General features: G+C 68.7%; 12 protein-coding genes. 6 read left to right on the forward strand and 6 right to left on the reverse strand.

Annotated features, from left to right (window positions below; genetic code table 11):
* Positions 1-9: 9 nt before the first annotated feature.
* Together MYF83_RS26965 and MYF83_RS26970 are read right to left on the reverse strand one after the other, a co-directional pair.
* Positions 10-912, reverse strand: a complete 903-nt coding sequence (locus MYF83_RS26965; RefSeq protein WP_248963511.1) for a Zn-ribbon domain-containing OB-fold protein — start codon at positions 910-912, stop codon at positions 10-12.
* Positions 902-2,446 (reverse strand): acyl-CoA synthetase, encoded by a 1,545-nt coding sequence (locus MYF83_RS26970; protein ID WP_248963512.1) that lies wholly within the window; start codon positions 2,444-2,446, stop codon positions 902-904. The genes MYF83_RS26965 and MYF83_RS26970 overlap by 11 nt, the downstream gene beginning before the upstream one ends.
* Before the next feature lie 188 nt (positions 2,447-2,634).
* Between MYF83_RS26970 and MYF83_RS26975 the strand changes: the two genes are divergently transcribed.
* Positions 2,635-3,450 (forward strand): crotonase/enoyl-CoA hydratase family protein, encoded by an 816-nt coding sequence (locus MYF83_RS26975; RefSeq protein ID WP_248963513.1) that lies wholly within the window; start codon positions 2,635-2,637, stop codon positions 3,448-3,450.
* 229 nt (positions 3,451-3,679) lie between these two features.
* Here MYF83_RS26975 and MYF83_RS26980 read toward each other — a convergent pair whose 3' ends face one another.
* Positions 3,680-4,795, reverse strand: a complete 1,116-nt coding sequence (locus tag MYF83_RS26980) for an NAD(P)H-dependent flavin oxidoreductase (RefSeq protein WP_248963514.1) — start codon at positions 4,793-4,795, stop codon at positions 3,680-3,682.
* Between the two features lie 226 nt (positions 4,796-5,021).
* Positions 5,022-5,951, reverse strand: coding sequence for a cell envelope lipid trafficking protein PgfA (gene pgfA / locus MYF83_RS26985; protein ID WP_248963515.1), 930 nt, complete (start codon positions 5,949-5,951; stop codon positions 5,022-5,024).
* 514 nt (positions 5,952-6,465) lie between these two features.
* On the opposite strand from pgfA, the gene MYF83_RS26990 reads away from it, so the two are divergent.
* The 3 genes from MYF83_RS26990 (at position 6,466) to MYF83_RS27000 (ending at position 10,376) form a co-directional block, all read left to right on the forward strand.
* Positions 6,466-7,425: a LysR family transcriptional regulator gene (locus MYF83_RS26990; RefSeq protein WP_248963516.1), complete on the forward strand. Its 960-nt coding sequence runs from the start codon at positions 6,466-6,468 to the stop codon at positions 7,423-7,425.
* Positions 7,426-7,511: 86 nt separating this feature from the next.
* Positions 7,512-9,005: a S1 family peptidase gene (locus tag MYF83_RS26995; RefSeq protein WP_248963517.1), complete on the forward strand. Its 1,494-nt coding sequence runs from the start codon at positions 7,512-7,514 to the stop codon at positions 9,003-9,005.
* Positions 9,006-9,227: 222 nt separating this feature from the next.
* Positions 9,228-10,376 (forward strand): S1 family peptidase, encoded by a 1,149-nt coding sequence (locus tag MYF83_RS27000; protein ID WP_248963518.1) that lies wholly within the window; start codon positions 9,228-9,230, stop codon positions 10,374-10,376.
* A 152-nt stretch (positions 10,377-10,528) separates the two neighbouring features.
* Here the strand turns inward: MYF83_RS27000 and MYF83_RS27005 are convergent, their stop codons facing one another.
* A complete protein-coding gene (locus tag MYF83_RS27005; protein ID WP_248963519.1) occupies positions 10,529-11,143 on the reverse strand; it encodes a hypothetical protein in 615 nt (204 codons plus the stop codon).
* A gap of 324 nt (positions 11,144-11,467) precedes the next feature.
* Here MYF83_RS27005 and MYF83_RS27010 point away from each other — a divergent pair, with 324 nt between their 5' ends.
* Positions 11,468-12,646: a sensor histidine kinase gene (locus MYF83_RS27010; protein WP_248963520.1), complete on the forward strand. Its 1,179-nt coding sequence runs from the start codon at positions 11,468-11,470 to the stop codon at positions 12,644-12,646.
* Positions 12,643-13,305, forward strand: a complete 663-nt coding sequence (locus MYF83_RS27015; protein WP_248963521.1) for a response regulator transcription factor — start codon at positions 12,643-12,645, stop codon at positions 13,303-13,305. Before MYF83_RS27010 ends, MYF83_RS27015 begins: the two co-directional genes overlap by 4 nt.
* A gap of 166 nt (positions 13,306-13,471) precedes the next feature.
* Here MYF83_RS27015 and MYF83_RS27020 read toward each other — a convergent pair whose 3' ends face one another.
* A complete protein-coding gene (locus MYF83_RS27020) occupies positions 13,472-15,268 on the reverse strand; it encodes an alpha/beta hydrolase (RefSeq protein WP_248963522.1) in 1,797 nt (598 codons plus the stop codon).
* Between the last annotated feature and the right edge of the window lie 14 nt (positions 15,269-15,282).

Consider the following 15,282-nt stretch of genomic DNA (forward strand, 5'->3'; position numbering starts at 1 on the left):
ACCCTCCCCTCACAGCCGGACGTCCGGCTCGCCCGTGGGGGCGAACCACTTGATGTTGGTCATGGACAGGGTGCGCTCCTCGGGAGGCAGCCAGACGGCCTTCACCCGCATGCCCTGCCGCACCTCGTGGGCGGGAATGTCGCCCATCAGCGCGATCATGGGGACGTCCGCGCCGTCGAGCAGGATGTAGGCGGAGACGAACGGCACCTCGGGGGCGCGGGGGTCGGGCAGGTTGTTGATGGCGAAGGTGGTGACGGTGCCCGTGTCGGGCAGCTCGAGCTCCTCGCCGATGGTGGAGCCGCATTCGGGGCAGGTGGTGCGGTAGGGCACGTAGACCTTGTCGCACCGCGTGCAGCGCCCGGCGAGGAAGATCCCGTCACGGACGCCTTCGAGGAAGCGGGCGAGGGAGCGGCCGGGCTGGATGCGGTACTCGATCCGGACCGGCGCGATCATCGTCGTGACCTCGGGCACGAAGCACGAAATATCGGTTATGTGGCCGATCCGATCGCTCTCCGGCTTGAAGCGGGGCCGCACCCGCAGGCCCGGCCGTATCCCTTTGACCGTGCCGGCGTCGACGGCGTGGACGAGCGAGGTGTCCGCGCCGTCCAGCTTGATCAGCGCCCATGCGAACGGCCGGTCCAGCGGGTGGCCCTTGCGCGGCGTCCCCACCCAGGCCCAGCTCAGCACGGTGCCCGCCGGGCCGACCTGGACGTACTCCTCGGTGACCGACTCGCCGGTCGCCGGGTCGTACTCCAGGGGCGGCACCAGCACGAGCCCGTCGGCGGTGCGCACGCCGACGATGCGCCCGTCGCGCAACTCGGTGAGGAAGCGTCCGATCACCGGTCCCGTCGTGCGGGTGTACCCGCCGGGGAACTCCAGCACATGCTCGGCGACCAGCGGGTCAGATGGCACGGTCGCGGCCCTCCCAGTACGGATCGCGGAGCTTTCGTTTGAGCAGCTTGCCGTTCGGCTCGCGGGGCATCTCGGCGATGAAGTCGATGGAGCGCGGCCACTTCATCCTGGCCAGCCGGCCCTCCAGCGACCGCAGGAGCTCCTCGGCCAGCTCAGGCCCCGGCGTGACGCCGTCGGCGGGCTCGACGATGGCCTTGATCTGCTCGCCCCACTCCTCGTCCGGGATGCCGAAGACGGCGACGTCGGCGATCTTGGGATGCACCATCAGCTCGTTCTCGATCTCGGCGGGATAGATGTTCGTGCCCCCGGAGATGATCATGTCGGACTTGCGGTCGCAGAGGTACAGGAAGCCGTCCTCGTCGAGGTAGCCGATGTCACCGACCGTGAAGTGGTCCTTCAGCCGGTTGGCCTCGGTCTTCTCGCGGTCGCCCTTGTACTCGAAGGCGAGGCCGGCCATCTTCATGTAGATGGTGCCGGGGGTGCCGGTCGGCACGGGCTCGTGATCGTCGTCCACGATGAGCAGCTCGCTGATCGGCCAGGCCGAGCCGACGGTGCCCGGATGCTTCTTCCAGCCGTCGGGCGTGGCGATGGTGCCGCCGCCCTCGGTGGCCGCGTAGTACTCGTAGACGCAGTCGCCCCACCACTCGAGCATCGCCCACTTGACCGGCACCGGGCAGGGCGCGGCGGCGTGGATCATCCACTTCAGCGATGACAGGTCGTACTTGCGCTTGACCTCGTCGGACAGGGCGAGCAGCCGCTTGAAGTGCGTGGGGACCATGTGCGAGTTGGTCACCCGGTGCTTCTCGCAGAGCCGCAGCATCTCCTCGGCGTCCCACCGGTCCATGTAGACCAGCGTGTGGCCCATGTGCAGGGCCGTGCCGCCGAACTGCGTGACCGCGGTGTGGTAGTTCGGCGAGGTGACCAGATGGGCGTTGGGCTTGCCCGGCGTGATCCCGAAGAGCCCGTGCAGGAACGTCATCAGCTCGGCCGAGTCGTCGGGGTCGAGCCCGGTCAGCTGCCTCCGCACCCCCTTGGGCCTGCCGGTCGTGCCCGAGGTGTAGTGCATGGTCGCCCCGGCCGTACGCTCCGGCGGCGGCGTGCTCGGGTGGCCGTCGATGAGCTCGGCGACCGGCCGGAACCCCTCGATCGACCCGAACGAGAAGCGTCGCTCCGGCTCGATGACCTCGGCGCCCCGCGCGCCCTCGGCGGCGTACCGCTCGTGGACGAAGAACGCCTTGGCCTCGCTGTCGGACACGATATAGGCGATCTCTGGACCGGTGAGGTGCCAATTGACCGGTGTGTAGTACCAGCCGGCCTGCAGCGCGGCGAGGTAGAGCGCGAGGCCCTCGACGCCGTTCGGCACCAGGCCGCAGAAGCCGTCCCCGGCCTTCAGGCCGAGGGCGCGTAAGCCGTGGACGAGACTATTCGCTCGGGCGAGCAGATCGCCCGCCGTGTGTTCGGTGCCATCGGGATCCACCGCGGCGATCCAACCGGGATCGGCCTGCGCGAGCCTCCAGAAGCCGAGCGAGCCCATTCGGAACTCCCTTGTCCGGTTCCGCCTTCGTTCCCGAATGCGCCGAAGTGAAGCATGTTCTCGGTTTCCCGACAACCCCTGGCGCTACAGGAGGGTTACGAACAAGAATCTGTTCTAGTTCGTAGCCGCAGACTAACCCGCCCGACGCTTCCCTAACAAGCGTTTGTTCTAACTATTGGAGGGTGTCCATGGAGCTCCTGCCCATCAGCACGAAGCACTGCCGCATCGAGCGGGACGGCCATGTCGTCATCGTCACGATGGACCGGCCGGAGGCCAGGAACGCGCTCTCCTCCGACATGCTGGTAGGGCTCGCCGAAGCCTGGGCTTACATCTCCGACGAGCCCGAGGTGCGGGTGGGCATCCTGACCGGGGCCGGCGGCACCTTCTGCGCCGGCGCCGACCTCAAGGCCATGGGCACGCCGTCCACCGACCCCCGCGTGCTCCAGCGCGCCAAGGAGATCCCCGACTACCACTGGAAGGGCCTGCTGCGCGACAGCGACGCCCTGCCCGCCAAGCCGATCGTCTGCGCGATCGAGGGGTACGCCGTCGCGGGCGGCACCGAACTGCTCGTCGGCACCGACCTGCGCGTCGTCGCCGAGTCGGCCACGCTCGGCCTGTTCGAGGCCAGGCGCGCACTGTTCCCCATGGGCGGCAGCGCCATACGGCTGCCGCGGCAGATCCCCTACGCGTTCGCCATGGACATCCTGCTGACCGGCCGGGCCGTCACCGCCCAGGAGGCGCTGGCGATGGGCCTGGTCAACCGGGTCGTCCCGGACGGCGAGGCGCTGGCGACCGCCCGCGAGATCGCCGGCCAGATCGCCGAGTGCGGCCCGCTCGCCGTGCGCGCGATCCTGCGAACCTACCGCGAGACGCTCGGCATGCCCGAGCCCGAGGCCCTGAAGGTCTCCGACGCCATCGGCTGGCCGGTCATCGGCTCCGAGGACGCCAAGGAGGGCTCCCGCGCCTTCCGCGAGAAGCGCCCGGCGGTCTACCGGGGCGAATAGCCGACCCAACGGAACCGAGCGACCGACACTGCCCGAAGTCTGCAAACTGTCCAAGATCTTCATGACAGAATTGCCCAGCTGGGCGGCGACGCGCTCGTGCGTGCGGTCAAGCTTGACCGCCGTTCCTCTGTCGTATCTCTGGCAGGCGGGCTCAGAACGGCCCTGGCAGGCGGTGGGCCCGGGACGTCGGGCACGGCGGGTGGAGGCCTTGCCCGGCGCGGTGGGACCGTCAGGCTCCCGTCAGGCGCTCCAGGCGTTCGACGGCTTCGAGGTATTCCTGGACCAGGTCGAAGACGACGTCCTTGACCGACTTGACCTGGTTCATCGCACCGATGATCTGGCCCGCGGGGAACGTCGCCAGCTCAGCGGCGTCGGAGCTGCCGATCCTGCGCAGCGCCCCGGAGATCAGCATGAACTGCAGCGGCATCGGCAGCGTGCCCGGCGACTCCGCGGACTCCCAGGCGTCGGTCCACTCGTTCTTGAGCAGGCGCGCCGGCTTGCCCGTCCAGGAGCGCGACCGCACGGTGTCGCGCGAGGTGGCCTGGAGGATCCGCTGCCGGGCCAGCTCGGGGGTGTCGGCCTCCTCGACCGTCAGCCAGAGCGAGCCCGTCCAGACGCCCTCGGCGCCGAGCGCCATTCCCGCGGCCATCTGGCGGCCCGACCCGATGCCGCCCGCGGCAAGGACGGGGACGTCGACGGCGTCCACGACCTGCGGGATCAGCACCATCGTGGAGATCTCGCCGGTGTGCCCGCCCGCCTCGGTGCCCTGGGCGACGACCACGTCCACGCCGACCTCGACCTGCTTGATCGCGTGCCGGGGCGTGGAGGCGAGGGCGGCGACCTTGACGCCCTTGGCATGGGCGAGGTCCACGACGTCCTTGGGCGGCGGCCCGAGGGCGTTGGCGAGCAGCGCGATCGGATGTTTCAGCGCCGTCTCGACCTGGGGGCGCGCGGTGGCGTCGGTCCAGCCGAGCAGCACCTTGCCGGCGTCGGCCTCGGCGGACAGCTGGGGTACGCCGTGCTCGGCGAGCAGGTTCTCGACGAACTGCCGGTGGCCCTCGGGGATCATTCCCTGGAGCCTGGCCACCAGCTCCTCCGGCGAGTCGACGCCGAGGTCGGCCCCGGCGTACGACGCGGGCATGACCACGTCGACGCCGTACGGCTTGCCGTCGACGTGGTCGTCGATCCACTTGAGCTCCATCTCGAGCTCTTCCGGGGTGAAGTAGAGGGCCCCGAGCACACCCATGCCGCCGGCGCGGCTGACCGCGGCGACGACATCTCGGCAGTGGCTGAAGGCGAAGATCGGCAGCTCTATCCCGAACATGTCGGTGACACGTGTCCGCATGGGACGAATGTACGACCGGCACGGCGCAAACTGCAACGTGTTCTATCTAGAACATTCGCTCGGTCCTACCAGCCGGTAACCTGGCGGCCGTTTTAGCGGGAAACCAAGACCGAGAACAGGTTTCACCGACGGTCTCCCGACAGGCCGCCGGCGCGTGGAAATACGGAAAGGCCGCCGGCGAGAGCGCCGGCGGCCTTTCTGCGCGGCCATGAGGGCCGTGGACGGGTCAGACCTCGGAGGCCCGCCGGGTGCGGCCCGACAGCAGGAGGACGGCACCGCCGACCGCGAGCAGCAGGCCCACGACCAGCAGCACCAGGGGAACAGTGGTCTTGAGCAACGTGATCTGGCTCTTGCCGTCGATGGCGTTCTTGACCAGCCTGTCGATGGTCGCGGGCGTCATCTTGACGGTGGCGACGAAGGCGACCGTGCGCTCGACGCCGTCCTGGGTCTTCAGCACCTCGTGCCGGTGCTGCTCCTGCTTCACCGGCGCCCCGCTCGTCGGCTCGACCCAGAAGGTGACGACGCCGTCGTAGAAGCGGTCGGCCTGCACGTCACCGGGCTGGCTCATGCCGAGCACGGACGCGGGCGCCGTGATCGTGGCGATCTTGGTGGGCGGGATCGTCTGCTCGAACTTGTAGACCGGCAGCCCGTTGACCGTGTCCTCGCTGACGAACTTGGTGTCGTACGACTGCCTGGTGGAGGAGTTGAAGACCTTGTAGGTCTTCTTCTCGGTGCTGAACGGGAACGTGTAGATCTGGCCGGTCATCTGCACCGGCTCCTTGTCCACGTTGGCGCCACAGCAGTTGACGGCCTCCCCCGTGTACTTGTTGAAGGCGCTGCGGCGCTGGTCCAGGGCGATGTTCGGCAGCGAGTTGGTGACGTCGTTGACGACACTGAACTCGTCCCAGACGACGTGGTCGTCCTTGGCCTCGGCCACGTCGCCACGCGTGGTCACCGTGATGTCAAGGCTGGCGTTCAGCACCTTCACCTTGGCTGCACTGAAGTACTGCGCGTTGTCGGCGCGCAGTTCCGTCACACCGTAGTAGTCCGCCGGCGCCGCGATCAGCTTGCCCGCCGCGTAGAAGCGGATGAGCGGTGCCAGCGTGATGAGAAACGCCCCGATCGCGATGAGAACGACTCCAGTGATGCGCCGCATCCAAATCCTCCGGGGTAACCGACAACGCGGGGTACTCGGACCCTTTGTCCAATAGCGCCTATGTTGTCCGCGATCGTAGTGCCGAGTGTGGCTTCCGTCACTCACCTGCCGCCAAATTGATAGAAACGTGTTCTACCTGAGCGGCCGCCGCCCGGCCGCGGGGCATCCCGATGGTGCCATACGCCGGTCGGCCGCCTCCAACCGCGGTGGGACCATCCGCTCAGAACGCGACCTCTTCCTCGGCGCCAGAACGCCGCGCGTACCGGCAGGGATCCGGACAGGCCGGCTTCTGGCACCACGGCGCGAGCCCGCCGTCCGGCCACCTCCGGCCGTGCCGACACGCGTTTCCACCCGCTTCTTGACAGGACCGTACCGAGTTCGGTGCGCCATCTCTGTCGATCACCGCTCCATCCACGCAGGTCAACCCGTTATTCGGCATGATCCAACAAATTACTGTCAAATTTGGTGACATATCGGCATTGCGGGCATAACACGGCGGTCGTACGTTCCCGGTATGGATCTGGAGCTCCGTCACCTCAAGATCGTGCGCGCGGTCGCCGAGGCAGGGAGCGTCACCAAGGCGGCCACCCAGTTAGGACTGGCCCAGCCGTCACTGACCGCGCAGCTCAAACGCATCGAGCGCACGCTCGGAGGCACCCTCTTCGAACGCGACCGCAACGGCGCCCGCCCCACTCCCCTCGGCGAACTCGTCCTCACCCGTGCACGCGTCCTGCTGCCCGCCGTACGGGAACTCCAGGAAGAGGCGGTGCGCTTCGCCAACACCTACGCCGGCATCTCGGGTTTCCGCATCGGCGCCACGCACGGGCCGATCCTCGGCGGCCTCGTCGAGCGTCTCACCGGAGCCCATCCGTCCACACCCATCAGCACCCGCACGTCCTGGTCGGCACGCGAGCTCACCACCCTGGTCGGCGCCGGACGACTGGACTTCGCCCTCATCGGCACCTGCGGGGACACCCCACCCCCCGCCGCCGAGGCCATGGCCTGGAGCGTCGTGGGCACCGACCCGGTCTTCGCCCTGCTCGGGGAGGATCATCCCCTGGCCGGGGAGAAGGAGGTGGAGCTGTCCAGCCTCGCCGACGAGGGATGGGCGGTCGTTCCGGGGGACGGCTGTTTCGCGGACTGCTTCGCCGGAGCGTGCGCGCGTGCGGGTTTCGTCCCGAAGACCGTGTACGAGACGGACGTGGCGACCTGCCTGCATCTGGTCAAGGCCGGCAAGGCCGTGGCGCTGTGCCAGGCGACGTTCGACCTCGCCGCCGGACTGGTGATGATGCCCATCGCCGGGGCGCCACTGCGCTGGAGGCATCTGCTGGGCTGGCATTCCGACTCTCTCACCGCCTGCGCCGCGCCCGCGGTCGCCGACCACGCGCGGGATGCCTACGCGGACGCCGTACGGCGCAGTTCCCGCTACGCCGACTGGCTGGTGGCCAATCCACAGTTCGGGACGGTTCCATAGTGCGACGGTAGGGACGAACCGATATGTACGCGACCCGGCGTTGACGCATCTACGGTGACGGCACCCCCACACCGAGGAGACCCCCCATGCTCCGCAGACGCACGGTCACCGCCGGATGCGCTCTGGCAATCAGCGTCCTCACCCTCATGGCAGCCCCCGCCGTCGCAGAACGCGAGCCGGCAGGCGCGACCGGCAGTTCCGCTCTGAAGCCCCCGCCCGGCATGGTGCAGGCCATGCAGCGGGACCTCGGCATCACCGCGGAGCAGGCCGAGTCGCGCCTGCTCAACGAGTCACGCCTCAGCGGCGTCGAGACGAAGGTCCGCAAGCAGCTCACCGACACCTTCGCCGGTTCGTGGCTCACCGGATCGACCTCCGGAACGCTCACCGTCGCCACCACCGACCCCTCCGCCATCTCCTCCATCACCGGCTCGGGCGCCCAGGCCAAGGTCGTCAGCCACTCCATTGCCTCGCTCGCCGCCGCCAAGGACACCCTGGACAAGGCGAGCGCCCAGGCGCCCAAGTCGACCCCGGTGTGGTACGTCGACGTGCGCACCAACAGCGTCGTCGTCCTGTCGTCCCAGCCCGCCGAGGCCGAGGCCTTCATCGCCGCCAGCGGCGTCGACAAGGCCGCGGTCCGCGTCGAGCAGTCCAGCGAGCAGCCCCAGACCTACTACGACGTGCGCGGCGGCGACGCCTACTACATCAACAACTCGGCCCGCTGCTCCATCGGCTTCCCCGTGACCAAGGGCAGCACGCCCGGCTTCGTCAGCGCCGGCCACTGCGGCAACGCCGGCAACTCGACGACCGGCTACAACCAGGTCGCGCAGGGCACCTTCCAGGGGTCTTCGTTCCCGACGAACGACTACTCGTGGGTGGCGGTGAACAGCAACTGGACGCCGCAGCCATGGGTCAACAACGGCAGCGGCGGCAACGTGACCGTCAGCGGCTCGACCGTCGCGGTCGTCGGCGCGTCGATCTGCCGGTCCGGCTCGACCACCGGCTGGCACTGCGGCACCGTCCAGCAGCTCAACACCAGCGTCACCTACTCGCAGGGCACGGTGTACGAGGTGACCCGCACCAACGTCTGCGCCGAGCCGGGCGACTCCGGCGGCTCCTTCATCTCCGGCAGCCAGGCCCAGGGCGTCACCTCCGGTGGCTCGGGCGACTGCACCTCCGGCGGCACGACGTACTTCCAGCCGGTCAACGAGATCCTCTCGGTCTACGGCTTGACGCTGAAGACCAGCGGCGGCACCCCGCCGCCGCCCACCGGCTGCAGCGGCTACCAGCAGACCGTCAGCGGTAGCCTGACCAGCGGCGCGAGCGCCTACCAGCCGAACAACTCCTACTACCAGTCCACCGTCTCCGGGACCCACAGCGCCTGCCTCGACGGCCCCAACGGCACGGACTTCGACCTCTACCTGCAGAAGTGGAACGGCTCGACCTGGGTGAACGTGGCGAGCGGCATCACCTCCGCCCCCGATGAGACGATCACCTACTCCGGTACGTCCGGCTACTACCGCTACCGCGTCGAGGCCTACAGCGGCAGCGGCTCCTACACCCTGGGCTTCAGCAAGCCGTAAGGCCCCCCAGCCGGGCAACACCGCCCATACAGCACACCACGCGGCGCCGCCCCGTCCGTCTCAGGACGACGGCGCCGCGTGGTGTCATACGGCCGCTGCCAGACACCGTCTCCGTAACGCGGCGCATGGGTCCATAACCCGGCGATAGGGACAAAACGATAGCTCCGCGTCTGCCGTGGGCCCAGTTACGGTAACGGCACCCCCCGACAACGAGGAGAGCCCATGCTCCGCAGACGCACGGTTACCGCCGGATGCGCTCTGGCAATCAGCGTCCTCACCCTCATGGCCGCCCCGGCTGTCGCAGACCGCGCACCAGCCGACGCGACCGCCTCCGCTCCGAAGCCCGCCCCCGCCATGATCGACGCGATGAGCCGTGACCTCGGCATCAGCAAGGAGCAGGCCGAGTCTCGCCTGCTCAACGAGGCCCGCTTCACGGGCGTCGAAGCCTCGGTCACCCAGAAGCTCGGCGACAGCTACGCCGGCTCGTGGCTCAGCGGCCCGACCTCCGCGACGCTCACCGTCGCGACCACCGACGCCGCGGCCGCCTCCTCCATCACCGGCACGGGCGTGCAGGCGCAGGTCGTCGGCCACAGCCTCGCGTCGCTCGACGCCGCCAAGGCCGCTCTCGACAAGGCGCAGGCGCCCACGTCGACGCCGGTGTGGTACGTCGACGTACGCACCAACAGCGTCGTCGTCCAGTCCTCCCAGCCGGCCGAGGCCGAAGCCTTCATCGCCGCCAGCGGCGCCGACAGGTCCATGGTCCGCGTCGAGCAGTCCAGCGAGCAGCCCCAGACCTACTACGACGTGCGCGGCGGCGACGCCTACTACATCAACAACTCGGCCCGCTGCTCCATCGGCTTCTCCGTGCGGAGGGGCAGCACGCCCGGGTTCGTCAGCGCCGGCCACTGCGGCCGGGCCGGCAGCACCACGACCGGCTACAACAGCGTGTCGCAGGGCACCTTCCAGGGTTCGGTCTTCCCCGGCAGCGACTACTCCTGGATCGCGGTGAACAGCAGCTGGACGCCCAGGGGCTGGGTCAAGGGCAGCAGCGGCAACGTGACCGTCAGCGGCTCGACCGTCGCCGGCGTCGGCTCGTCCATCTGCCGGTCCGGCTCCACCACCGGCTGGCACTGCGGCACCGTCCTGCAGCGCAACACCAGCGTGACGTACTCGCAGGGCACGGTGTACGAAGTGACCCGCACCAACGTCTGCGCCGAGCCCGGTGACTCCGGCGGCAGCTACATCTCCGGCAGCCAGGCCCAGGGCGTCACCTCCGGCGGCTCGGGCAACTGCAGCTCCGGCGGCACCACCTTCTTCCAGCCCGTCAACGAGATCCTGTCCGTCTACGGCCTCACCCTCGTGACCGGGTAGCAACCCCCCACCACCCGGCCATCCGAAGCGCCGCCCTCCCCCGAGGGCGGCGCTTCACCTTGTCCACCACGCTCACCGATGATGGCGCCGCTTCCAGTCCAGGCTTCCCTTGCGGACCCGGCGGCCCGGGCGGACCCTACCGGACCGGATCCTTATGGGTGCTTGGCCTCGGGCACCGAGTGACCGCTCTTGCCGTGCTTGTGGGTGGTCTCCCGGTCCTTGACGCCGTGCTTGTGGATGGTCTTCGGCGTGCGGACGGAAAGCCAGCGATGGGCCTCCTTTTCGAGCGCCTCGTGGAGCGCGCGTTCGCTGTGCGCCGTGCGCAGCCTTCGGTCCCGGAACAGGTCTTCGGTGAAATGGTTGTTGTGGTGCCCGTGATGCCATCCGTGGTGTCGATGGTGGCCGCCGCGTCCGCCGTGACCGCCGTCGCCGTACACGTCGTGGACCGAGACTTTGAGGTGCGGTTGGTGGACGAAGCGTTCGTGGTGTCCGTGCTTTCGCGGGCGTTGGGCGACGTAGCGTATCCGGCGGTGTTTCCGGACTTCCTTTCTGGGCTTCTTCGCGGAGGGAACCTCGCCTCCGCCTCCGCCGCCTCCGCCACCGCCGTCGGGTGTCGACGTGAGCGTGAGGCGGGCGTCGGCGCCGTTCTCCGCCGCGCCGGCGTGAGAGTCGGCGAGCGCGGGAAGCGGCAGCGCCATGAGCGCCCCGGCCGTCATCGCCGCGCCGATATACGCGAACAGGGATCGATCGCTGATCTTTCGCAGCAAAGACCGCCTGCTTCTAGGTGGATGAATCACCTAACTACCCCCCAATTAGTAAAGGCAGTGAATCGAGCCTTGTATCACCATAATGGCGGCACAGAGGTGAACTACCCCGGATTGCGATGACAACACAAATGATTATTCAGACTAAGAACGCCGAGTGCTGATTTATACGGCAAATGGGATGTGAGTTCGACAAGCCGCCTTAAGCGGAATCTCCGACGAGGCGCTTTATATCACCATAATTAGGATGATCCCTCTGCGGCGGGCTGGCGCGGGGGCCGCAGCCAGCGCCTACGCAACTGCGGCAGTACGACCACCGGAGACTGCTTGCTCTTCGTCGGCGTCCCATATTCTCTGATCGTGAAGGGTCTGCGGGCGGCGTGGCGGGCACTCCATCGACCGCGCGTCACCGACTTCCTGCTGGCGCTGTTCATCTGGGTGTTTCAGGCGGTGTTCGCCTTCGCCATCGGTGTGCGAGTGCCGCCACTCCTGGTGATGGTGCTCGACACCGCCGCTTCGACGACGCTGCTCTGGCGTCGTGACCGGCCGTTCACCGTCCTGGCGCTCACCGTGGCCTGCCATCTGGTGACCGTCATGACCGGCCAGGTGACCTGGGTCGGCGGGGCGGCGACGTGCGCACTGTATTCTGCCGGCCGGTACGGCGCGCCGCGTCGCGCCTGGATCGCGGCGATAGCGGTGGACGTCACCATCGCCGTCGACGCCCAACTCCTCTACCTCGTCCGAGGCGAGAGGCCGTCGGTGACGGGGGCGCTCGGGGCGCTGGTCGTGGTCGGGCTCGGCCAGTTGCTGCGGTTTCGCCGGGAGCTGGCCGACCGGGCGAGGACCGAACTGGCCGAGGCGGCGGTGCGGGCCGAGCGCCGCCGGATCGCGCGGGAGTTGCATGATGTGGTAGCCCACCACATCACCACGATGAACGTGCTGGTCGGCGCAGCCCGCACGACCATGATCAGCCATCCGGGACAGGCTCAGACCACGCTGCTCACCGCGGAGCGGACCGGACGCGAGGCGATGGCGGAGATGCGGCAGCTGCTGCACGTGCTGCGCGCGGATGACGCCCCCGACACCGGATTCGCCGGCTACGGCGTGGCCGCGCTGCCCACGCTGGCCGCCAGGACCAGAGCGGTCGGCCTACCGGTAGAGCTGGAGGTGACCGGTGATCCCATCGAGCTGAGCCCCGCGGTGGATCACACGCTCTACCGGATCGTCCAGGAGGCACTGACCAACACCCGCAAGCACGCCGGCGGTGCGAGGGCGAGCGTCCGGATCGCCTACGAGCCCGCGGCGGTGGAGGTCGAAGTGCTCGACGACGGCCTCGGCCCAGGGGGAATGGAGAGCGGTTTCGGCGAGAGCGGTTTCGGCCTGGGCGGCATGGCCGAGCGGGTGGCGACCTGCGGCGGGCGACTGCGGGCCGGGCCGCGCCCCGGAGGAGGCTTCGAGGTCCGCGCCCGCATCCCCCTGGCCGCCGTACCGGAGGAGAAGACATGATCAAGATCCTGATCGTGGACGACCATGCGCTGGTTCGCGCGGGATTCCGCATGATCCTGGATGCTCAGGACGACATGACCGTGATGGGCGAGGCGGAGGACGGCAAGGAGGCACTGCGCCGTACCCGGGAGCTGCTGCCGGATGTGGTGCTCATGGATCTGCACATGCCGGGCGCCGACGGCATCACCGCCACCAGCGCGATCATCGCCGAGTCGCCCGGGGTACGGGTGCTCGCGCTGAGCACCTTCGACTTGGACGACCACGTCGTCGACGCGCTGCGGGCCGGCGCGTCGGGCTTCCTGCCCAAGGACATCTCCCCCGAGGAGCTGGTGGAGGGGGTCCGAGTGGTGCATCGTGGGGAGGCAGCGGTCGCGCCCCGGCTGCTGACCCGCCTGATCGGCACGTTCGTCCAGGCCGCCCGGCCACGCCATACGGCCACGCCCGACGCCCTGGCCGGGCTGACCGACCGCGAGCAAGAGGTGCTGACGCTCATCGCCCGCGGCCGGTCCAACGCCGAGATCTCCGCCACCTTGCACCTGGCCGCCTCCACCGTGAAGAACCACGTAACCAGCCTGTTCGCCAAGATCGGCGTCCGCGACCGAGCCCAGGCCGTCATCGCCGCCTACGAGGCGGGGCTCATCACCCCCGGGGACTCCTGACGTCAGGCACTGGAGGGCGATCCCTCCGGCGCCCGGTGCTGATCAGAGAAAATCTGCAGCGAGGGGCCGGGGCCACCTCTGATGATTTCGGCGCCCGGGGTTCCCGTTCGCGGCAGCAGCGGTCCACCGGGTGTGCTCCGCTCGCGGTGCACGGTGTGGCCGCCGCTCAGGAAGAGAACACACGCCCGTCGAAGGTGCCGGAGACAGGAGGATGCTCCTGTGCCAGGAACGCCGACCACGAAAGGCGAACCTCGTGCGGCCTGCCGTCGGCTCCGGTGATGAGCAGTTGCGCGTCAGCCTTTCCGCTTCCTTCGAGATGGATGTGGCCGCTGACCGTGAGGTCGCCGACGAAGCGGACCTTCTCGAGAGCGATCGTGCCCGCCTTGTCGTCGAAGTCGAGCCGGCCCCCGCGCAGGCCGGGCTCCGTCTTCAGCAGCGAGTGAACCAACGAGTAGGGGTTACGACGGGTGCATGCGTCTTCGACGGTGGCGAAGGTCGCTCCGACAAGTCGCCGCTCCTCTCGGGTGAGGACCGAGGCGCGTATCGGCATCACCTCTTTGGCCGACTGCGGGAACGCTCCGGCCGCACGATAGTTCTCAGCGCTGCACGGCCCGGGAGGGACTGGACGGGACGGGGCGGCCAGGAAGGACCGCATGACCGAGCGAACGCACTGGTCGACCGGCTGATCTCCCCAGGCAAGGCTGTGGCTGCCGAAGCGAACCCGGATGAACGTGCTGTTCGGGAAACGCCGAACTTCTTCCGCGACCTCCGCCGGGCTGTTGGTGTCGAAGTCCCCGCCCACCGCCAGGACCGGCACCGGAGGATGTTCGGCGTTCAACGGCACCGGTGGGCTGTGGCGCGGCGTCGGCCAGTTCACGCAGAACTCCAGGCGCGTCTTTCCGCCCAGCTCGGTGACGGTGAACGGCTTGAGAGGACGTTCTTCGAGGTAATAGCGGTTGAGCTGACGGCTGCGTTCGGCCGGTGATGCGTCCCTGTCGAAGGGGAACGCGCCATCGCCACACAGGTAGGCCAGGTATCCCGCCCACTGTGCTCCTTCCAGCGGCGGGGTCGGGCTCGTGCCCACGGCCTGGGCGAGCCGGTGCAACGGAGCCCGATCACCTTGCAGGTAGGCCGAGGCCGCGGCATTGGCCTCACGGCCGAACACCGGCTGGAAGAGGCTGGCCCCGACGGCCGCGAGCGCGGTGAACGGCACCTTCCCGTCGGGGTGAGCGCGCAGGCGTGCCACAAGCCGTGTCCAGGTGCCGCCAGGGGTGCCGGGCAGTGCCCGGCAGGCGCGAGAGGATTCGCAGACGAGGTCGAGAAGATCGAGCCGGGTGCGGACCGGCCAGGTCGCGTAACCCTCTCGGGTCGTGACCATCGTGCTGTCGAGAAACACCGCGGCGGTGCTTTCGGCATGGCGGGTCGCGTACGCCTGGGCGAGCAGCGTGCCGTAGGAATTGCCATAGAACGTCACCTTGGAGACGCCCAGCGCCTGGCGGACCGCGTTCATGTCGGCCACCGCCTGGTCGGTGGTGAAATACTGCACGCGGGGACCCAGATGCGCGGCGCACTCGCCGATGGTCTTCGGAACGTTGAGGTCGAGGCCGGGACAGAGCAGCGGGGTGGACTCACCCAGGCCGCGAGGCTCGACCACCAGCAGGTTCTGCCGATCGAGCACGGGGCCGAGTGCCTCCTCGATGATCGGGATAACGGGGAGTGCGGGAGCGGGCCCACCGGGGTTGGCGAGGATGGTGCCGATCGCGTCCTTCCGGGGTGACCAGGCGAACGCTACAGTGATCCGTTCCGATGACGGGTCGCTCCAGTCGAGGGGCACCGAGATTTCGCCGTCACAGCGAGTTGTCGCCTTGGCGCACTCATGGAGCTGCTCGGCGGCGGTTGCGGGCACACCGGGTGAGACGGCTGATGCCATGACTGTGGCGATCACCAGATTCCTGATCTGCATGTCTTCAGCGTCGC

The sequence above is a fragment of the Sphaerisporangium perillae genome, from assembly GCF_023276435.1.
GTDB classification, from domain to species: domain Bacteria; phylum Actinomycetota; class Actinomycetes; order Streptosporangiales; family Streptosporangiaceae; genus Sphaerisporangium; species Sphaerisporangium perillae.